Annotated in this window: 14 protein-coding genes and 1 tRNA gene; all 15 read right to left on the bottom strand. The window is 61.6% G+C overall.

The window, feature by feature from the left end:
- Positions 1–128: 128 nt before the first annotated feature.
- Positions 129–1,319 carry an elongation factor Tu gene (gene tuf, locus DID98_RS32435; protein WP_006482910.1) on the bottom strand — a complete coding sequence of 397 codons (1,191 nt, stop codon included), beginning with the start codon at positions 1,317–1,319 and terminating at the stop codon, positions 129–131.
- Between the two features lie 41 nt (positions 1,320–1,360).
- Positions 1,361–3,463 carry an elongation factor G gene (gene fusA, locus DID98_RS32440; protein ID WP_124572029.1) on the bottom strand — a complete coding sequence of 701 codons (2,103 nt, stop codon included), beginning with the start codon at positions 3,461–3,463 and terminating at the stop codon, positions 1,361–1,363.
- A gap of 123 nt (positions 3,464–3,586) precedes the next feature.
- Complete coding sequence (gene rpsG, locus DID98_RS32445) at positions 3,587–4,057, bottom strand: 30S ribosomal protein S7 (RefSeq protein WP_006477195.1); 471 nt, start codon at positions 4,055–4,057, stop codon at positions 3,587–3,589.
- Positions 4,058–4,229: 172 nt separating this feature from the next.
- On the bottom strand, positions 4,230–4,610 hold the full coding sequence (gene rpsL / locus DID98_RS32450) for a 30S ribosomal protein S12 (RefSeq protein WP_006400662.1): 381 nt from the start codon (positions 4,608–4,610) through the stop codon (positions 4,230–4,232).
- 227 nt (positions 4,611–4,837) lie between these two features.
- A complete protein-coding gene (gene recQ / locus DID98_RS32460; RefSeq protein WP_044849035.1) occupies positions 4,838–6,685 on the bottom strand; it encodes a DNA helicase RecQ in 1,848 nt (615 codons plus the stop codon).
- 241 nt (positions 6,686–6,926) lie between these two features.
- A complete protein-coding gene (rpoC, locus tag DID98_RS32465) occupies positions 6,927–11,168 on the bottom strand; it encodes a DNA-directed RNA polymerase subunit beta' (protein ID WP_044849036.1) in 4,242 nt (1,413 codons plus the stop codon).
- 21 nt (positions 11,169–11,189) lie between these two features.
- Positions 11,190–15,296, bottom strand: a complete 4,107-nt coding sequence (gene rpoB / locus DID98_RS32470) for a DNA-directed RNA polymerase subunit beta (protein WP_044849037.1) — start codon at positions 15,294–15,296, stop codon at positions 11,190–11,192.
- A gap of 376 nt (positions 15,297–15,672) precedes the next feature.
- A complete protein-coding gene (rplL, locus tag DID98_RS32475; protein ID WP_021161757.1) occupies positions 15,673–16,047 on the bottom strand; it encodes a 50S ribosomal protein L7/L12 in 375 nt (124 codons plus the stop codon).
- 63 nt (positions 16,048–16,110) lie between these two features.
- Entirely contained in the window at positions 16,111–16,608 is a 498-nt protein-coding gene (gene rplJ, locus DID98_RS32480) for a 50S ribosomal protein L10 (RefSeq protein WP_021161756.1), read from the bottom strand.
- A gap of 308 nt (positions 16,609–16,916) precedes the next feature.
- Positions 16,917–17,612: a 50S ribosomal protein L1 gene (gene rplA, locus DID98_RS32485; RefSeq protein WP_044849038.1), complete on the bottom strand. Its 696-nt coding sequence runs from the start codon at positions 17,610–17,612 to the stop codon at positions 16,917–16,919.
- Positions 17,613–18,044: a 50S ribosomal protein L11 gene (gene rplK / locus DID98_RS32490; protein WP_006400671.1), complete on the bottom strand. Its 432-nt coding sequence runs from the start codon at positions 18,042–18,044 to the stop codon at positions 17,613–17,615. It lies immediately after the preceding gene.
- A 140-nt stretch (positions 18,045–18,184) separates the two neighbouring features.
- Positions 18,185–18,742: a transcription termination/antitermination protein NusG gene (gene nusG, locus DID98_RS32495; RefSeq protein ID WP_006400672.1), complete on the bottom strand. Its 558-nt coding sequence runs from the start codon at positions 18,740–18,742 to the stop codon at positions 18,185–18,187.
- Between the two features lies 1 nt (position 18,743).
- Positions 18,744–19,124: a preprotein translocase subunit SecE gene (secE, locus tag DID98_RS32500; protein WP_124572031.1), complete on the bottom strand. Its 381-nt coding sequence runs from the start codon at positions 19,122–19,124 to the stop codon at positions 18,744–18,746.
- 42 nt (positions 19,125–19,166) lie between these two features.
- Positions 19,167–19,242: transfer RNA gene (locus DID98_RS32505), tRNA-Trp, on the bottom strand.
- A gap of 59 nt (positions 19,243–19,301) precedes the next feature.
- The coding region (gene tuf / locus DID98_RS32510) for an elongation factor Tu (RefSeq protein ID WP_034191706.1) at positions 19,302–20,483 on the bottom strand (1,182 nt) is incomplete at its 5' end.

Consider the following 20,483-nt stretch of genomic DNA (forward strand, 5'->3'; position numbering starts at 1 on the left):
TGTCAATATGGCAACGCGCACGCCACAAAGAAAAACCGGGTGCCAGATCGAACTGGGCACCCGGTTTCGACGGTACGACTGCCTACCGTGGAATCGCGGACCCCGGAGGGATCCGCGGATCGTCGATATTACTCGATGATCTTGGCGACGACGCCGGCGCCGACGGTACGGCCGCCTTCGCGGATTGCGAAGCGCAGACCTTCTTCCATCGCGATCGGAGCGATCAGCTTCACCGTGATCGACACGTTGTCGCCCGGCATCACCATTTCCTTGTCCTTCGGCAGCTCGATCGAGCCCGTCACGTCCGTCGTACGGAAGTAGAACTGCGGACGGTAGTTGTTGAAGAACGGCGTGTGACGGCCGCCTTCGTCCTTGCTCAGCACGTACACTTCAGCCGTGAAGTGCGTGTGCGGCGTGATCGAACCCGGCTTCGCCAGAACCTGGCCACGCTCCACGTCTTCACGCTTCGTGCCGCGCAGCAGGATACCGACGTTGTCGCCTGCCTGACCCTGGTCCAGCAGCTTGCGGAACATTTCAACGCCCGTGCAGGTCGTCTTCACCGTCGGCTTGATACCGACGATTTCGATTTCTTCGCCGACCTTCACGATGCCGCGCTCGACACGACCCGTCACCACCGTACCACGGCCCGAGATCGAGAACACGTCTTCCACCGGCATCAGGAACGCGCCGTCAACTGCACGCTCCGGCGTCGGGATGTACGTGTCCAGCGCGTCGGCCAGGCTCATGATCGCCACTTCGCCCAGCTCGCCCGTGTCGCCTTCCAGCGCCAGCTTGGCCGAACCCTTCACGATCGGCGTGTCGTCGCCCGGGAAGTCGTACTTCGACAGGAGTTCGCGAACTTCCATCTCGACCAGCTCGAGCAGTTCAGCGTCGTCCACCATGTCGCACTTGTTCAGGAACACGATGATGTACGGAACGCCAACCTGACGTGCCAGCAGGATGTGCTCACGCGTTTGCGGCATCGGGCCGTCTGCTGCCGAGCAAACCAGGATCGCGCCGTCCATCTGTGCCGCGCCCGTGATCATGTTCTTCACATAGTCAGCGTGGCCCGGGCAGTCGACGTGTGCGTAGTGGCGGTTAGCCGTTTCGTACTCGACGTGTGCCGTGTTGATCGTGATACCGCGCGCCTTTTCTTCCGGTGCCGCGTCGATCTGGTCGTAAGCCTTCGCTTCGCCGCCGAACTTCTTCGTCAGCACCGTCGTGATCGCTGCCGTCAGCGTCGTCTTGCCGTGGTCAACGTGACCAATCGTACCAACGTTGACGTGCGGCTTGGTCCGCTCAAACTTTTCTTTTGCCATGATTCTCTTCTTTCAAAAAATATCGGTTGGTAGCTGCAGATTTACTTCGACTTCGCGCTGATGATCGCTTCAGCAACGTTGCGCGGAGCTTCAGCGTAGTGCTTGAACTCCATCGTGTACGTTGCACGACCTTGCGTCAGCGAACGCAGCGACGTCGAGTAACCGAACATTTCCGACAGCGGCACTTCGGCGCGAACGATCTTGCCGCCGCCAACCATGTCTTCCATGCCCTGGACGATGCCGCGACGGCCCGACAGGTCGCCCATCACGTTGCCCATGTAGTCTTCCGGCGTCTCGACTTCGACAGCCATCATCGGCTCGAGGACGACCGGGTTCGCCTTGCGCATCGCTTCCTTGAACGCCATCGAACCGGCCATGCGGAACGCGTTTTCGTTCGAGTCAACGTCGTGGTACGAACCGAACGTCAGGTGAACCTTCACGTCGACGACCGGGAAGCCAGCCAGCACGCCCGACTTCAGCGTGTCCTGGATACCCTTGTCGACCGCCGGGATGTATTCACGCGGAATCACACCACCCTTGATCTCGTCGAAGAACTCGTAGCCCTTGCCTTGTTCGTTCGGCTCGAGCGTGATGACCGCGTGACCGTACTGGCCGCGACCACCCGACTGCTTGACGAACTTGCCGTCGACATCCTTCGCCGTCGAACGGATCGTTTCGCGGTATGCAACCTGCGGCTTGCCGACGGTCGCTTCCACGCCGAATTCACGCTTCATCCGGTCGACCAGAATTTCGAGGTGGAGCTCGCCCATGCCCGAAATGATGGTCTGGCCCGACTCTTCGTCGGTCTGCACGCGGAACGACGGATCTTCCTGCGCCAGACGGTTCAGCGCGAGGCCCATCTTTTCCTGGTCAGCCTTGGTCTTCGGCTCGACAGCCTGCGAAATCACCGGCTCCGGGAACACCATGCGTTCGAGAACGATCGGGTTCGCCGGGTCGCACAGCGTGTCGCCCGTGGTCGCTTCCTTCAGGCCGACCGCAGCAGCGATGTCGCCCGCACGGACTTCCTTGATTTCTTCACGCTGGTTCGCGTGCATCTGCAGAATCCGGCCGAGGCGCTCCTTCTTGCCCTTGGTCGAGTTCAGCAGCGTGTCGCCCGAATTGACGACGCCCGAGTACACACGGAAGAAGATCAGCTGGCCGACGAACGGGTCGGTCATGATCTTGAACGCGAGCGACGAGAACTTCTCTTCGTCCGACGCCTTGCGCTCTGCTTCTTCACCGTTTTCGAGCTCGCCCCTGACCGGCGGGATGTCGACCGGCGACGGCAGGAAGTCGATCACGGCGTCGAGCATACGCTGCACGCCCTTGTTCTTGAACGCAGTACCGCACAGCATCGGCTGGATTTCGCACGCGATCGTACGGTCGCGCAGCGCCTTGACGATGTCGGCTTCCGGCAGATCGCCTTCTTCCAGGTACTTGTTCATCAGGTCTTCGCTGGCTTCAGCAGCCACTTCGACCATCTTTTCGCGCCATTCCTTGCAGGTCTCGGCGAGCTCGGCCGGGATGTCGACGTAGTCGAACTTCGTGCCTTGCGACGCTTCGTCCCAAATGATCGCCTTCATCTTGATCAGGTCGACCACGCCCTTGAAGTTTTCTTCCGAGCCGATCGGCACCACGACCGGAACCGGGTTCGCCTTCAGGCGCAGACGGAGCTGGTCGTAGACCTTGAAGAAGTTCGCGCCGGTACGGTCCATCTTGTTGACGAACGCGAGACGGGGCACCTTGTACTTGTTAGCCTGGCGCCACACCGTTTCCGACTGCGGCTGCACGCCGCCCACTGCGCAGTACACCATGCACGCGCCGTCGAGCACGCGCATCGAACGCTCCACTTCGATCGTGAAGTCGACGTGGCCCGGGGTGTCGATGATGTTGATGCGGTGTTCCGGATAGTTGCCGCCCATGCCCTTCCAGAAGGCCGTGGTAGCAGCGGACGTGATCGTGATGCCACGCTCTTGTTCCTGCTCCATCCAGTCCATCGTTGCTGCGCCGTCGTGGACTTCACCGATCTTGTGGTTCACACCGGTGTAAAACAGAATGCGCTCGGTCGTCGTCGTTTTGCCGGCGTCGATGTGAGCGCTAATACCGATATTGCGGTAGCGCTCGATAGGAGTCTTGCGAGCCACTTTGATCCTCTACTGGGATGACATGATGCAGCCCAGCTGCATCATGCTTCAACACAAACGGGCGAGGCGCCTGAAAAGCGCACCCGCCCGGAATTTATTTCCGCAAACAGCCCAGCCAGGCGCTTAGAAACGGAAATGCGAGAACGCGCGGTTGGCTTCTGCCATGCGGTGAACTTCATCGCGCTTCTTCATCGCGCCGCCACGGCCTTCGGCCGCTTCGGAGAGTTCACCTGCCAGGCGCAGAGCCATCGACTTCTCGCTGCGCTTCTTCGCAGCCTCACGCAGCCAGCGCATCGCCAATGCCATACGACGCGACGGGCGCACTTCGACCGGAACTTGATAGTTGGCACCACCAACGCGGCGGCTCTTCACTTCGACCACCGGCTTCACGTTGTTGAGCGCAACCGTGAACACTTCCAGCGGGTCCTTGCCACCCTTGGTCTGGATTTGTTCGAATGCGCCATAAACGATGCGCTCTGCAACCGACTTCTTGCCGGACAGCATCAGCATGTTCATGAACTTGGCAACATCAACGTTGCCGAACTTCGGATCCGGCAACACTTCCCGCTTGGGGACTTCGCGACGACGCGGCATGATTCTTCCTTTACTTGTTCAGTTGGAGCTGGTTCCAGCTCCGCGGCCACCAACAAACCCGATCACATCTTCACGACTAACCAGCTTGGCCGGGTGACCACTTACTCGACAGCACCGGCAATCCGGCACTCCCGCCTTGACCGCCCTGCGGCGATCCCTGATCAAAAACTGCTTACTTGGCAGCCTTTGCACGCTTCGCGCCGTACTTCGAGCGCGCTTGCTTACGGTCCTTGACGCCCTGGGTATCCAGCGAGCCGCGAACCATGTGGTAACGCACACCCGGCAAGTCCTTCACACGGCCGCCGCGGATCAGCACAACCGAGTGTTCCTGCAGGTTGTGGCCTTCACCGCCGATGTACGAAATCACTTCGAAGCCGTTCGTCAGACGAACCTTGGCGACCTTACGGAGTGCCGAGTTCGGCTTCTTCGGCGTCGTCGTGTACACACGGGTGCACACGCCGCGACGCTGGGGGCAGTCCTGCAGGGCCGGGCTCTTGCTCTTCGTCGTTTCCGACTGACGGCCTTTGCGAACCAGTTGGTTGATGGTTGGCATTGTTTATTCCTGAAATTGAACAAAATCTGCACATCGATTTCGGGCAAAGCGAGAATCGACGCACAGTTGACTTCCGAACCGGCGAATCGGGTGCGAGCTTTCGAACGCGACACGGCCCACCGAATACCGGAACCCAGCATGATATTCCGGAAATACCAACTAAGTCAACGGCTTGCGTGATTTGCCAGCCGCGCGGGCGGTTTACCGGAAGGGTCGGAACACCTGTGTCACGCCGATTCGACGACGTCGATGATCTCGTCGCCGAAGCGTTCGAGCTTGCGCACGCCCATGCCGGGGATATGGCGCAGGTCGTCGATCGTCTCTGGCGCGTTGCGCGCGATTTCGGCCAGCGTCGCATCGTGGAAGATCACGTAGGCCGGCACGCCGTCGGACTTCGCGGTTTCCGCGCGCCACGCGCGCAGCGCGTCCCAGCGTGCGCGCTCGCGCGTGCCCATGCCGGCCGTCGGGTCGACGCGGGTGCCGCTGCGGCTCGACGACTGGCGCGTGCGCTGCGGCTTCACGTAGCGGCGCAGCGTGACCTTCTCCTCGTTCTTCAGCACCGGCTTCGCGGCCTCGGTCAGCATCAGCGCGCCGAAGCCGCCATGGTCGACCGCGAGATAGCCGTACGCGACGAGTTGCCGGAAAATCGCGCGCCACTCGGGTTCGGACAGCGATGCGCCGATCCCGAACGTGCTGAGCTGATCGTGGCCGCGCTGCAACACTTTCTCCGTGCGGCCGCCGCGCAGGATCTCGATCAGATGGCTCGAGCCGAAATTGAAGCCGCTCGCGCGCTGCGCGCGGAATACGCATGACAGCGCCATCTGCGCCTCGCGCGTCGCGTCCCATGAATCGGGCGGTTCGAGGCACGTGTCGCAGTTGCCGCACGGCTGGCTCGCCTCGCCGAAGTAGTTCAGGAGCCGCACGCGCCGGCACGAGATCGTCTCGCACAACCCGAGCAACGCGTCGAGCTTCGACGTCTGCACGCGCTTGTGCGCGTCGTCCGCATCGGACTCGTCGATCATCTTGCGCTGCTGGACGACGTCGCCGAGCCCGTACGCCATCCACGCGTTCGCCGGCATCCCGTCGCGGCCCGCACGGCCGGTTTCCTGGTAGTAGCCCTCGACGCTCTTCGGCAAATCGAGGTGCGCGACAAAGCGCACATCCGGCTTGTCGATGCCCATGCCGAACGCGATCGTCGCGCACATCACGATGCCTTCCTCGCGCTGGAACATTTCCTGGTGCTTCTGCCGTACCTCGAACTCCATCCCCGCGTGATACGGCAGCGCGCGCACGCCCTGGGCCTTCAGCCATTCGGCCGTTTCCTCGACCTTGCGGCGCGACAGGCAGTAGACGACGCCCGCGTCGGTCGTGCCGTCCGCGTTCGTGTGTTCCGCGCGGATGAAATCGAGCAGTTGCGAACGCGCGTTGTCTTTCTCGACGATCCGGTAACGGATGTTCGGGCGGTCGAAGCTCGACACGAACACACGCGCGTCGTCGAGCGCGAGGCGATGGATGATCTCGTCGCGCGTGATCGCGTCGGCAGTAGCCGTCAGCGCGATGCGCGGCACCGACGGGAAGCGTTCGTGCAGCACCGACAGCTGGATGTATTCGGGACGGAAGTCATGGCCCCACTGCGACACGCAGTGCGCCTCGTCGATCGCGAACAGGCCGATCTTCGCGCGCTCGAGCAGGTCGAGGAAGCGACCCGTCATCAGCCGCTCGGGCGCGACGTACAGCAGGTCGATCTCGCCCTCGCGCAACGCGCGCTCGGTCGCCGCGGCCTCGGCGCCCGACAGTGTCGAGTTCAGGTAGGCCGCGCGCACGCCGACTTCGCTCAGCGCGGCGACCTGGTCCTGCATCAGCGCGATCAGCGGCGACACCACGATGCCCGCGCCCTGCCCGGCCTCGCGGCGCAGCAGCGCCGGGATCTGGTAGCACAGCGACTTGCCGCCGCCCGTCGGCATCAGCACGAGGCAATCGCCGCCGCCGGCGACGTGTTCGACGATCTCGCCCTGCTGGCCGCGAAAGGCGGAATAACCAAAAACTTCGTCGAGGATTTCGAGGGCGCGGGACATGAGTGAGAACGAGGACGGCGGAAGGATGACCGCAATTTTAACAACCCGCTCGCGCAGCGCGCGGCGAATCGTGCAACGTTGGCCGATCGGACAGGGTTCGAGCGCGCGCATGACGGGCCTGCGCGACCGTGCGGCAAGCCCGTCATGCACGTGAACGACGGATAAAAAAAACCGCCCGGCGGACCGGGCGGTTTCGATGACAGCGAATACGGCAGCGTGAGGCGGCTCGCGCCGCCCGCGCTTATTCGGCTGCCGGGTGTTGCGGCTCTTCCGCCGGCGCGCTCGGCGTACCGAAGTCGAATGCCTCTTCCGCTGCGATCTGGTCGAAACGCTCGCGGTCGGACATCTCCTTCGCCTTGCGTGCCTTGTGGAACGCGAGACCCGTACCGGCCGGGATCAGACGGCCGACGATCACGTTTTCCTTCAGGCCGCGCAGATCGTCGCGCTTGCCCATGATCGCCGCTTCGGTCAGCACGCGGGTCGTTTCCTGGAACGATGCCGCGGAGATGAACGAGTCGGTCGACAGCGACGCCTTCGTGATACCGAGGAGCACGTTGTCGTACGAAGCCGGGCGCTTGCCCTCGGCGATCATGCGATCGTTCTCGTCCAGCATGTCGGAACGCTCGACCTGTTCGCCCGGGATGAAGCGCGTATCGCCGTTGTCGGTGATCTGCACACGACGCAGCATCTGGCGAACGATCACCTCGATGTGCTTGTCGTTGATCTTCACGCCCTGCAGACGATACACGTCCTGCACTTCGTCGACGATGTAGCGCGACAGCGCCTCGATACCCTGCAGACGCAGGATGTCGTGCGGATCGGCCGGGCCGTCCACGATCATTTCGCCCTTGTTGACGACCTGAGCATCGTGGACCAGGACCTGCTTTTCCTTCGCGATCAGGAACTCGTGCTGATTGCCTTCGAGGTCCGTGATGACGAGACGCTGCTTGCCCTTCGTGTCCTTGCCGAACGACGTCGTACCGGTGACTTCCGCGAGAATGCCGGCGTCCTTCGGCGAACGCGCTTCGAACAGTTCCGCCACCCGCGGCAGACCGCCGGTAATGTCACGCGTCTTCTGCGCTTCGGTCGGGATACGTGCAAGCACTTCACCCACCTGCACTTGCTGGCCGTCCTTCACGGTGATCAGTGCGCCGACCTGGAAGCCGATCTGCACTGCGTGCTCCGTGCCCGGGATCTTCACTTCGTCGCCGTTCGCGTCGAGCAGTTTCACCTGCGGACGCACGCTCTTCGAAGCTTGCGAACCACGACGCTTCACGTCGATCACGACCAGCGTCGACAGGCCGGTCACGTCGTCGATCTGCTTCGCGACGGTCACGCCTTCCTCGACGTTCTCGAACTTCACCGTACCACCGTACTCGGTGATGATCGGACGCGTCATCGGGTCCCACGTCGCCAGCTGCGTGCCGGCCTTGATCGTCGCGCCGTCGAGTTGCAGCAGCGTCGCGCCGTACGGCACTTTGTGACGCTCGCGCTCGCGACCGAAATCGTCGGTGATCAGCGCCTCGCCCGAACGCGAAATGACGATCTGCTCGCCCTTCGCGTTGGTGACGTAACGCATCGTCGCCGTGAAACGCACGATACCGTTGCTCTTCGCTTCGACCGACGACGCCACTGCCGCACGCGATGCCGCACCACCGATGTGGAACGTACGCATCGTCAGCTGCGTGCCCGGCTCACCGATCGACTGTGCCGCGATCACGCCGACTGCTTCGCCGACGTTCACGAGCGAGCCGCGGCCGAGGTCACGGCCGTAGCAGGCCGCGCACAGACCGTAACGCGTTTCGCAGGTCAGCGGCGTGCGCACGCGCACTTCGTCGATGCCGAGGCGTTCGATTTCCTCGACCGCCGTTTCGTCGAGCAGCGTGCCCGATTCGTACAGCGTTTCCTGCGTTTCCGGGTTCACGACGTCCGCGACCGCGACGCGGCCGAGGATACGGTCGCGCAGCGCCTCGACGACTTCACCGCCTTCGACCAGCGCCTTCATCGCGACGCCGTTCGACGTGCCGCAATCGTCCTCGACCACCACCAGATCCTGCGTGACGTCGACGAGACGACGCGTCAGGTAACCCGAGTTCGCGGTCTTCAGTGCCGTATCAGCCAGACCCTTACGTGCGCCGTGGGTCGAGATGAAGTACTGCAACACGTTCAGGCCTTCGCGGAAGTTCGCGGTAATCGGCGTCTCGATAATCGAGCCGTCCGGCTTCGCCATCAGGCCTCGCATACCGGCCAGCTGACGAATCTGCACCGCCGAACCCCGGGCGCCCGAGTCGGCCATCATGTAGATCGAGTTGAACGACTCCTGGCGCGTCTCGTTGCCGTCGCGGTCCGTCACCGGCTCCGTCGACAGCTGCTCCATCATCGCCTTGCCGACCGCTTCCGACGTTGCCGACCAGATGTCGACCACGTTGTTGTAGCGTTCCTGCGCGGTGACGAGACCCGACATGTACTGGCGGTCGTACTCCTTCACCTTCTTCGCAGCGTCGCCGACGATCGTTTCCTTCTGCGGCGGCACGAGCATGTCGTCCACGCAGATCGAAATGCCGGCACGCGTCGCGAGGCGGAAACCCGACTGCATCAGCTGGTCGGCGAACACGACCGTCGCACGCAGACCGCACTTGCGGAATGCAGTGTTGATCAGGCGCGAGATTTCCTTCTTCTTCAGCGGCTTGTTCAGCACCGAGAACGGCAGGCCGTGCGGCAGGATCTCCGACAGGATCGCGCGACCGACGGTCGTCGCGTACAGCGAGATCTTCGGCACGAATTCCGGCGCGCCTTCCGACGTGTCCTCGTTGCGGACCATTTCGGTGATCCGCACGTTGACGCGCGAGGCCAGCTCGACTTCCTTGTTCTCGTACGCGCGGATCACTTCCGACACGCCGGTGAACGACAGGCCTTCGCCCTTGCCGTTGATCGCTTCGCGGGTCGCGTAGTACAGACCCAGCACGATATCCTGCGACGGCACGATCGACGGATCGCCGTTGGCCGGGAACAGCACGTTGTTCGACGCCAGCATCAGCGTACGCGCTTCCATCTGCGCTTCGAGCGACAGCGGCACGTGAACGGCCATCTGGTCACCGTCGAAGTCGGCGTTGAACGCCGCGCAGACGAGCGGGTGCAGCTGAATCGCCTTGCCTTCGATCAGCACCGGCTCGAACGCCTGGATACCGAGACGGTGCAGCGTCGGCGCACGGTTCAGCATCACCGGGTGCTCGCGGATCACCTCTTCGAGGATGTCCCACACCACCGGCGTCTGGTTCTCGACTTCCTTCTTCGCAGCCTTGATGGTCGTCGCGACGCCCATCACTTCCAGCTTGTTGAAGATGAACGGCTTGAACAGCTCGAGCGCCATCAGCTTCGGCAGACCGCACTGGTGCAGCTTCAGCGTCGGGCCGACCACGATGACCGAACGGCCCGAGTAGTCGACGCGCTTGCCCAGCAGGTTCTGACGGAAACGACCGCCCTTGCCCTTGATCATGTCGGCGAGCGACTTCAGCGGACGCTTGTTCGCGCCCGTCATCGCCTTGCCGCGACGACCGTTGTCGAGCAGCGAGTCGACGGCTTCCTGCAGCATCCGCTTTTCGTTGCGGACGATGATTTCAGGTGCCTTCAGCTCGAGCAGACGCTTCAACCGGTTGTTACGGTTGATCACGCGGCGATACAGGTCGTTCAGGTCCGACGTCGCGAAACGGCCGCCGTCCAGCGGCACGAGCGGACGCAGTTCCGGCGGCAGCACCGGCAGCACTTCGAGGATCATCCACTCAGGCTTGATGCCCGAGCGCTGGAATGCCTCGAGGACCTTCAGGCGCTTCGCGTACTTCTTGATCTTCGCTTCCGAGCCGGTGTTCTTCAGCTCGGTGCGCAGCGTCTCGACCTGCTCGTCGATGTTGATCGCACGCAGCAGTTCACGCACGCCTTCCGCGCCCATCTCGGCACGGAATTCGTCGCCGTATTCCTCGACCTTGTTGTAGTAATCCTCTTCGGTCATGATCTGCCGCGCCTTCAGCGGCGTCATGCCCGGTTCGATCACCACGTATGCTTCGAAGTACAGCACGCGTTCGATGTCGCGCAGCGTCATGTCGAGCACCATGCCCAGACGCGACGGCAGCGACTTCAGGAACCAGATGTGCGCGACCGGCGAGGCCAGCTCGATGTGGCCCATCCGTTCGCGACGCACCTTCGCCAGCGTCACTTCGACGCCGCACTTCTCGCAGATCACGCCGCGGTGCTTCAGGCGCTTGTACTTGCCGCACAGGCACTCGTAGTCCTTGATCGGCCCGAAGATCTTCGCGCAGAACAGACCATCGCGTTCCGGCTTGAACGTACGGTAGTTGATGGTCTCCGGCTTCTTCACTTCGCCGAACGACCACGAACGGATCTTGTCCGGCGAGGCCAGACCGATCTTGATCGCGTCGAAAACTTCTTCCTGTTGGACTTGCTTGAATAGATCGAGCAGAGCTTTCATTGCCTTCTCTCCGTAGTCCGATTAATTGCGGTCGAGATCGATGTCGATACCGAGCGAGCGGATTTCCTTCACGAGCACGTTGAAGGATTCCGGCATGCCTGCATCGATCACGTGATCGCCCTTGACGAGGTTCTCGTAAACCTTCGTCCGGCCGGTCACGTCGTCCGACTTCACCGTCAGCATTTCCTGCAGCACGTAGGACGCGCCGTACGCTTCGAGTGCCCACACTTCCATTTCACCGAAACGCTGGCCACCGAACTGCGCCTTACCACCCAGCGGCTGCTGCGTGACGAGCGAGTACGGGCCGGTCGAACGTGCGTGCATCTTGTCGTCGACCAAGTGGTGCAGCTTCAGGTAGTGCATGTAGCCGAGCGTCACGCGACGTTCGAACATTTCACCCGTGCGGCCGTCGTACAGGCGGACCTGGTTCTTCGACGGGTTCATGCCGAGCTGTTCCGCGATGTCGTCCGGGAACGCGAGGTCGAGCATCTTGCCCATTTCTTCCTCGGTCGCACCGTCGAACACCGGCGTTGCAAACGGCACGCCTTCGCGCAGGTTCTTCGCGAGTTCGAGGATCTCGTCGTCGGTGAAGCTTTCCAGGTCTTCCTGGCGGCCCGACTCGTTGTAGATCTTCGTCAGGAACACGCGCAGTTCCTCGATCTTCGCCTGACGCTGCAGCATTTCGCCGATACGCCAGCCGAGGCCCTTCGCGGCCCAGCCGAGGTGCACTTCCAGAACCTGACCCACGTTCATCCGCGACGGAACGCCCAGCGGGTTCAGCACGACGTCTGCCGGACGGCCGTCGGCCATGTACGGCATGTCTTCGATCGGGACGATCTTCGACACGACACCCTTGTTACCGTGACGGCCCGCCATCTTGTCGCCAGGCTGCAGGCGACGCTTGACCGCGAGGTACACCTTGACCATCTTCAGCACGCCCGGCGGCAGTTCGTCGCCTTGCGTGAGCTTCTTGCGCTTCTCTTCGAACGCGAGGTCGAACTGGTGACGCTTCTCTTCGATCGAGTTCTTGATCGCTTCGAGCGATGCCGCTGCTTCGTCGTCCGCGAGGCGGATGTCGAACCAGTGGTAGTGGTCGAGGTCTTCCAGGTAAGCCTGGTCGATCTTCGTGCCCTTCGCGAGCTTCTTCGGACCGCCGTTCGCGACCTTGCCCACCAGCATGCGTGCGAGACGCTGGAACGCGTCGCCTTCCACGATGCGCAGCTGGTCGTTCAGGTCGAGACGGTAGCGCTTCAGTTCGTCGTCGATGATCTGTTGGGCGCGCTTGTCGCGCTGGATGCCTTCACGCGTGAACACCTGGACGTCGATCACGGTGCCGCTCATGCCCGACGGCACGCGCAGCGACGTGTCCTTCACGTCCGAAGCCTTCTCGCCGAAGATCGCGCGCAGCAGCTTCTCTTCCGGCGTCAGCTGGGTCTCGCCCTTCGGCGTGACCTTGCCGACCAGCACGTCGCCGGCTTCGACTTCAGCACCGATGTACACGATGCCCGATTCGTCGAGACGGCCGAGCTGGACTTCCGCCAGGTTCGAGATGTCGCGCGTGATTTCTTCCGGCCCGAGCTTCGTGTCGCGTGCAACGACGTTCAGCTCTTCGATGTGGATCGACGTGTAGCGATCGTCCGCAACGACCTTCTCCGAGATCAGGATCGAGTCTTCGAAGTTGTAGCCGTTCCACGGCATGAACGCGATCAGCATGTTCTGGCCGAGCGCGAGCTCGCCCAGGTCCGTCGAGGCGCCGTCGGCCAGCACGTCGCCGCGCGAGACCTTGTCGCCCATCTTCACGATCGGACGCTGGTTGATGTTCGTGTTCTGGTTCGAACGCGTGTACTTGATCAGGTTGTAGATGTCGACACCGACTTCACCCGCGACCGCTTCGTCGTCGTTCACGCGAATCACGATACGGCCTGCGTCGACGTAGTCGACCACGCCGCCGCGGAACGCCTGGACCGTCGTGCCCGAGTCGACCGCGCAGGTGCGCTCGATGCCCGTACCGACGACCGGCTTTTCCGGACGCAGACACGGCACGGCCTGACGCTGCATGTTCGAACCCATCAGTGCACGGTTCGCATCGTCGTGCTCGAGGAACGGGATCAGCGAAGCTGCAACCGACACGATCTGCGACGGCGCGACGTCCATGTACTGGATACGGTCCGGCGTGACCATCATCGTTTCGCCGGCTTCACGCGACGACACGAGTTCGTCGATCAGCGTGCCGTTTTCGTCGATCGCGGCGTTCGCCTGCGCGATCATGTAGCGGCCTTCCTCGATCGCCGACAGGTAGTCGATCTGGTCGGTCACCTTGCTGTCCACGACCTTGCGGTACGGCGTCTCGAGGAAGCCGTACTCGTTCAGGTGCGCGTACAGTGCGAGCGAGTTGATCAGACCGATGTTCGGACCTTCCGGCGTTTCGATCGGGCACACGCGGCCATAGTGGGTCGGGTGCACGTCACGCACTTCGAAGCCTGCGCGTTCGCGCGTCAGACCGCCCGGGCCCAGTGCGGAAACACGGCGCTTGTGCGTGATTTCCGACAGGGGGTTGGTCTGGTCCATGAACTGCGACAGCTGCGACGAACCGAAGAACTCGCGGATCGCCGACGAAATCGGCTTCGAGTTGATCAGGTCGTGCGGCATCAGGTTTTCGCTTTCGGCCTGGCCGAGGCGTTCCTTGACCGCGCGCTCGACACGCACGAGACCCGCGCGGAACTGGTTTTCCGCCAGTTCGCCGACGCAACGCACGCGACGGTTGCCGAGGTGGTCGATGTCGTCCACTTCGCCCTTGCCGTTGCGCAGCTCGACGAGGATCTTGATCGTCGCGAGGATGTCGTCGTCCTGCAGCGTCATCGGGCCGACGATCTCGTCACGGCCGACGCGGCGGTTGAACTTCATGCGGCCGACCTTCGACAGGTCGTACGCTTCTTCGCTGTAGAACAGACGGTTGAACAGCGCCTCGACCGCTTCTTCGGTCGGCGGCTCGCCCGGACGCATCATGCGGTAGATCGCGATGCGCGCGGCCGTCTTGTCGGTCGTTTCGTCGACACGCAGCGTCGACGAGATGTACGGACCCTGGTCCAGATCGTTCGTGTAGAGCGTCTGGATGTCCTTGATGTCCGCTTCGCGCAGCTTCTCGAGCACGCTTTCCGTGACTTCGTCGTTCGCGCTCGCGATCACTTCGCCGGTGTCGCCGTCGACGACGTTCTTCGCCAGCACGCGGCCGAGCAGATAGTCTTCCGGCACCGAGATGAACTTGGTCTTCGCGGCTTCGAGGTCGCGAATGTGCTTCGCGTTGATCCGCTTGTCCTTCTGGACGATGACCTTGCCATCACGATCCGTGATGTCGAAGCGCGCGACTTCACCACGCAGGCGCTCGGGCACGAACTCGAGTTGCGCGCCTTCGCCCATCAGCGTGAAGTTGTCGAACACGAAGAAGTTCGCGAGGATCTGTTCCGGCGTCAGGCCGATGGCCTTCAGCAGGATCGTGACCGGCATCTTGCGGCGACGGTCGACGCGGAAGTACAGGATGTCCTTCGGATCGAATTCGAAGTCGAGCCACGAGCCGCGGTACGGAATGATCCGTGCCGAGAACAGCAGCTTGCCCGAGCTGTGCGTCTTGCCCTTGTCGTGTTCGAAGAACACGCCCGGCGAACGGTGCAGCTGCGAGACGATGACACGCTCGGTGCCGTTGATGACGAACGAGCCCGTCGGCGTCATGAGCGGAATTTCGCCCATGTACACTTCCTGCTCCTTCACTTCCTTGACGACCGGCTTGTTCGGCGATTCCTTGTCGAGGATGACGAGGCGGACCTTCGCGCGCAGCGCGGAGCAGTACGTCAGGCCACGCTGCTGGCATTCCTTGATGTTGAATGCCGGCGCGGACAACGCATAGCTCACGAACTCGAGGCGCGCGAAGCCGTTGTGCGAAACAATGGGAAATACCGATGTGAAGGCGGCCTGCAAACCTTCAGGCTTGCGTTGCGCGCCAGGCACATCGGCTTGCAGAAACGTGCTGAATGATTCAAGCTGGGTGGCCAGCAAGAACGGAACTTGGTGAACGATGGGGCGCTTCGCGAAACTCTTGCGAATGCGCTTCTTCTCGGTGAAGGAATATTGCATACGATCTCCGAATCACGGCGGGTGCTGTCGAGGCGGGATACCTGGACGTTTCAAACCCGAGTGTTCACCGACTGAGACCCGATGGCCGCCCGATGGCTTGAACGAGCCGAGAAGCTTGGTGGTTGGCCGCTACCAACCGCTGGCTGACGGCAGCGGATGCCTGTGTTGCCCGCTACCCGACCAAACTTGCCTTCTGCAGTCGCTTCAGAAGACAAAGAGAAACGCCAATCGATGCATTGACAACGATTCGGCGGTTTTCTTTGGCTTCTGGGGCCGATTATTCGGGCTCCCGAATGAGTGCCAGAATAACGTCCCCACAAAGCACAAAAAGGCCGGCGGTGAAAATACCGCCAGCCTTCGCACAGCGCGTCGAAACTTACTTGACTTCGACCTTCGCGCCTGCTTCTTCCAGCTTCTTCTTGGCTTCTTCAGCAGCAGCCTTGTCGACGCCTTCCTTGACAGCCTTCGGTGCGCCGTCAACGACGTCCTTCGCTTCCTTCAGGCCCAGGCCCGTCAGTTCGCGAACTGCCTTGATGACTGCAACCTTGTTGCTGCCTGCTTCAGCCAGAACGACCGTGAATTCGGTCTTTTCTTCTGCAGCAGCAGCAGCGCCGCCGCCTGCCGGGCCAGCGACTGCCACTGCAGCTGCCGACACGCCAAACTTCTCTTCGAACGCCTTGACCAGTTCGTTCAGTTCCAGAACGGTCATCCCTTCGACTGCTGCCAGGATGTCTTCTTTTGCGATTGCCATTTGAAATACTCCTAAATTGAATTCGGATACAGCCAGCGATCAGTAACGCTGATGCACGTTCGCTTACGCAGCTTCCGCTTGCTTCTTCTCGGCGAGCGCGGCCAGGGCACGCGCGAAGCCCGAAACAGGCGATTGCATAACGAACAGCAGCTTCGAGAGCAGTTCTTCACGGCTCGGGATGCTTGCCAGCGCTTGCACGCCAGCCTTGTCCATCACCTTGCCATCGAACGAACCAGCCTTGATGACCAACTTGTCATTGCTCTTGCTGAAGTCGTTGACGACCTTAGCAGCGGCAATTGCATCTTCCGAGATGCCGTAGATCAGCGGACCAGTCATCTGCTCTGCCAGCGGAGCAAAAGGGGTACCTTCAACAGCGCGACGCGCCAGCGTGTTCTTCAACACGCGCAGGTAAACCTGTTGCTCACGCGCTTTCGCGCGCAGCTTGGTCAGATCGCCAACCGCAATTCCACGATACTCAGCCAGCACAACGGTCTGGGCCTTCGCGACTTGCGCGGAAACCTCAGCGACGACGGCTTGCTTGTCTTCTCTATTAAGCGGCACGGTTAGCCTCCAGAAACGATACGTTCGGCGCGGCCGGCATGGCCGAAACCTCACGTACCTCGTTCAACAACGGCGTCCGACCTCGTTAGGAGTATTTCCACCTCACGCCGTGAATCGCTTCACGACCTGCGGCTTCACCACTGCAAAACTTTTTCGGGTTCGCCATCTGCGTTGGCTTGAATTAAGGGATCGCCTGCCTGCTGCGTCCCACCAACGGTCTTTGATAACCGGTTGCCCGCCCAACTGCACGAACAACCGCCCAAAGCCCATGTAGGCCGCTTCGAGAACGAAGCGGCCCGAATACTTTCTTACGCTGCCAGCGTAGCCTGGTCGACACGCACGCCGACGCCCATCGTGCTCGACAGTGCGATCTTGCGCAGGTAGACGCCCTTGCTCGTTGCCGGCTTGGCCTTCTGCAGCGCTTCGATCAGCGCCGACAGGTTCGAACGCAGTGCGGTCGATTCGAACGATGCACGGCCGATGGTCGCGTGGATGATACCGGCCTTGTCGACACGGAATTGCACCTGACCAGCCTTCGCGTTCTTGACGGCGGTTGCGACGTCCGGCGTGACCGTACCAACCTTCGGGTTCGGCATCAGGCCGCGCGGGCCGAGGATCTGACCGAGCGTACCGACGATACGCATCGTGTCCGGGGAAGCGATCACGATGTCGAAGTCCATCTGGCCAGCCTTGATCTGCTCAGCCAGGTCTTCCATACCGACGATTTCCGCGCCTGCTGCACGAGCCTGCTCGGCCTTCTCGCCTTGCGCGAACACGGCAACGCGAACCGACTTGCCCGTACCTGCCGGCAGAACGACCGAACCACGAACGACCTGGTCCGACTTCTTCGCATCGATGCCGAGCTGGACTGCGACGTCGATCGATTCGTTGAACTTCGCGCTCGCGCATTCTTTCACGAGTGCCAGTGCGTCTTCGATCGCGTACAGCTTCTGACGGTCGACCTTGGCGGCAAATGCCTGACGGCGCTTGGAGATCTTAGCCATTTACACGCCCTCCACAGTGATGCCCATCGAGCGTGCGCTACCAGCGATGGTGCGAACGGCTGCGTCCAGATCAGCTGCCGTAAGGTCCGGCATCTTGGTCTTCGCGATTTCTTCGGCTTGAGCGCGCGTGATCGAACCGACCTTGTCGGTGTGCGGCTTGCTCGAGCCCTTGTCCACCTTCGCCGCCTTCTTGATCAGGACGGTTGCCGGCGGCGTCTTCATCACGAACGTGAAGCTCTTGTCAGCGTATGCCGTGATGACCACCGGCACCGGCAGACCCGGCTCCATGCCTTGAGTCTGCGCGTTGAACGCCTTGCAGAACTCCATGATGTTCAGGCCGCGCTGGCCCAGTGCCGGACCGACCGGCGGCGACGGGTTGGCTTTACCTGCAGGAATCTGCAGCTTGATAAAGCCGACAATCTTCTTTGCCATTTGTAAACCTCGTTGGAACGCCAGACGGCGTTCGGTGAGTGATAACGCGCGTTCGCCGCTGGCTACTGACGCTCCTCAACGGCCATAACGCGGACCGTAAGCGCGAAGGTGGGCAGCCGAGGCTGCCCACCGAATCGGGATCAAACTTTTTCGACCTGGCCGAACTCGAGTTCGACCGGAGTGGATCGGCCAAAGATCGTGACCGACACACGCACGCGCGATTTTTCGTAGTTGACTTCTTCGACCGTGCCGTTGAAGTCCGTGAACGGGCCTTCCTTGACACGCACCATCTCGCCAACTTCGAACAGGGTCTTCGGGCGCGGCTTCTCGACGCCTTCCTGCATCTGCGACATGATCTTTTCGACTTCCTTCGGGGAAATCGGAGTCGGGCGGTTACGCGCACCGCCGACGAAACCCGTGACCTTCGCCGTGTTCTTCACGAGGTGCCACGTTTCGTCCGTCATTTCCATTTCCACCAGCACGTAGCCGGGGAAGAAACGACGCTCGGTTACTGCCTTGTGGCCACCTTTGACTTCGACCACTTCTTCGGTCGGAACCAGGATCTGACCGAATTTATCCTGCATGCCAGCACGTTCGATGCGCTCCTGAAGCGCACGCTGCACGCTCTTCTCCATACCGGAGTAGGCGTGCACGACGTACCAACGCTTTCCGCTCGGGGATGCCGGAGTATCGCTCATATCATTTCCAACCCAGAATCGCCGAGAAAATCACCCATTCGATCGATTTGTCACTCAACCAGAGGAAAATCGCCATCACGAGCACGAAACCGAACACGACGAGTGTGGTTTGCGTTGCTTCCTTGCGGGTGGGCCAAACGACCTTGCGGACTTCCTTGTACGAATCCCTGGCAAACGCGATGAGGCTCTTGCCAGGTGCGGACATCAGGCCGACGGCCACGCCGGCGATGATACCTACCGCCAATGCGGCACCGCGGACATACCACTGCTGGTTGGCCAGCCAGAAGAAGCCCACGAATCCGGCCAAGACCAGCAATACGCCCAGGGCCAGCATCAGCTTATCGCCGGAGGTATTTACAGTTTCGACGGATGGATTCGCCATAACACCTTAAAACAAATGCCACGTGGGACACGTGGCGATTTTTGGCAGGGGCAGAGGGAATCGAACCCCCAACCTTCGGTTTTGGAGACCGACGCTCTGCCAGTTGAGCTATACCCCTAAACCATGCTGGGGCTGGCTGTTGCCAGCCCCAAAACTGTCGATCAACGAATAACTGGCTTACTCGATGATCTTGGCGACGACGCCGGCGCCGACGGTACGGCCGCCTTCGCGGATTGCGAAGCGCAGACCTTCTTCCATCGCGATCGGAGCGATCAGCTTCACCGTGATCGACACGTTGTCGCCCGGCATCACCATTTCCTTGTCCTTCGGCAGCTCGATCGAGCCCGTCACGTCCGTCGTACGGAAGTAGAACTGCGGACGGTAGTTGTTGAAGAACGGCGTGTGACGGCCGCCTTCGTCCTTGCTCAGCACGTACACTTCAGCCGTGAAGTGCGTGTGCGGCGTGATCGAACCCGGCTTCGCCAGAACCTGGCCACGCTCCACGTCTTCACGCTTCGTGCCGCGCAGCAGGATACCGACGTTGTCGCCTGCCTGACCCTGGTCCAGCAGCTTGCGGAACATTTCAACGCCCGTGCAGGTCGTCTTCACCGTCGGCTTGATACCGACGATTTCGATTTCTTCGCCGACCTTCACGATGCCGCGCTCGACACGACCCGTCACCACCGTACCACGGCCCGAGATCGAGAACACGTCTTCCACCGGCATCAGGAACGCGCCGTCAACTGCACGCTCCGGCGTCGGGATGTACGTGTCCAGCGCGTCGGCCAGGCTCATGATCGCCACTTCGCCCAGCTCGCCCGTGTCGCCTTCCAGCGCCAGCTTGGCCGAACCCTTCACGATCGGCGTGTCGTCGCCCGGGAAGTCGTACTTCGACAGGAGTTCGCGAACTTCCATCTCGACCAGCTCGAGCAGTTCAGCGTCGTCCACCATGTCGCACTTGTTCAGGAACACGATGATGTACGGAACGCCAACCTGACGTGCCAGCAGGATGTGCTCACGCGTTTGCGGCATCGGGCCGTCTGCTGCCGAGCAAACCAGGATCGCGCCGTCCATCTGTGCCGCGCCCGTGATCATGTTCTTCACATAGTCAGCGTGGCCCGGGCAGTCGACGTGTGCGTAGTGGCGGTTAGCCGTTTCGTACTCGACGTGTGCCGTGTTGATCGTGATACCGCGCGCCTTTTCTTCCGGTGCCGCGTCGATCTGGTCGTAAGCCTTCGCTTCGCCGCCGAACTTCTTCGTCAGCACCGTCGTGATCGCTGCCGTCAGCGTCGTCTTGCCGTGGTCAACGTGACCAATCGTACCAACGTTGACGTGCGGCTTGGTCCGCTCAAACTTTTC

The organism is Burkholderia sp. Bp8984 (genome assembly GCF_003853755.1).
In the GTDB taxonomy this organism is placed as follows: Bacteria; Pseudomonadota; Gammaproteobacteria; order Burkholderiales; family Burkholderiaceae; genus Burkholderia.

Coding starts and splice junctions, on each gene's coding strand:
- tuf (WP_006482910.1), bottom strand. CDS start 1,319: ATGGCAAAAGAAAAGTTTGAGCGGACCAAGCCGCACGTCAACGTTGGT.
- rpsG (WP_006477195.1), bottom strand. CDS start 4,057: ATGCCGCGTCGTCGCGAAGTCCCCAAGCGGGAAGTGTTGCCGGATCCG.
- rpsL (WP_006400662.1), bottom strand. CDS start 4,610: ATGCCAACCATCAACCAACTGGTTCGCAAAGGCCGTCAGTCGGAAACG.
- recQ (WP_044849035.1), bottom strand. CDS start 6,685: ATGTCCCGCGCCCTCGAAATCCTCGACGAAGTTTTTGGTTATTCCGCC.
- rpoC (WP_044849036.1), bottom strand. CDS start 11,168: ATGAAAGCTCTGCTCGATCTATTCAAGCAAGTCCAACAGGAAGAAGTT.
- rpoB (WP_044849037.1), bottom strand. CDS start 15,296: ATGCAATATTCCTTCACCGAGAAGAAGCGCATTCGCAAGAGTTTCGCG.
- rplL (WP_021161757.1), bottom strand. CDS start 16,047: ATGGCAATCGCAAAAGAAGACATCCTGGCAGCAGTCGAAGGGATGACC.
- rplA (WP_044849038.1), bottom strand. CDS start 17,612: ATGGCTAAGATCTCCAAGCGCCGTCAGGCATTTGCCGCCAAGGTCGAC.
- rplK (WP_006400671.1), bottom strand. CDS start 18,044: ATGGCAAAGAAGATTGTCGGCTTTATCAAGCTGCAGATTCCTGCAGGT.
- nusG (WP_006400672.1), bottom strand. CDS start 18,742: ATGAGCGATACTCCGGCATCCCCGAGCGGAAAGCGTTGGTACGTCGTG.
- secE (WP_124572031.1), bottom strand. CDS start 19,124: ATGGCGAATCCATCCGTCGAAACTGTAAATACCTCCGGCGATAAGCTG.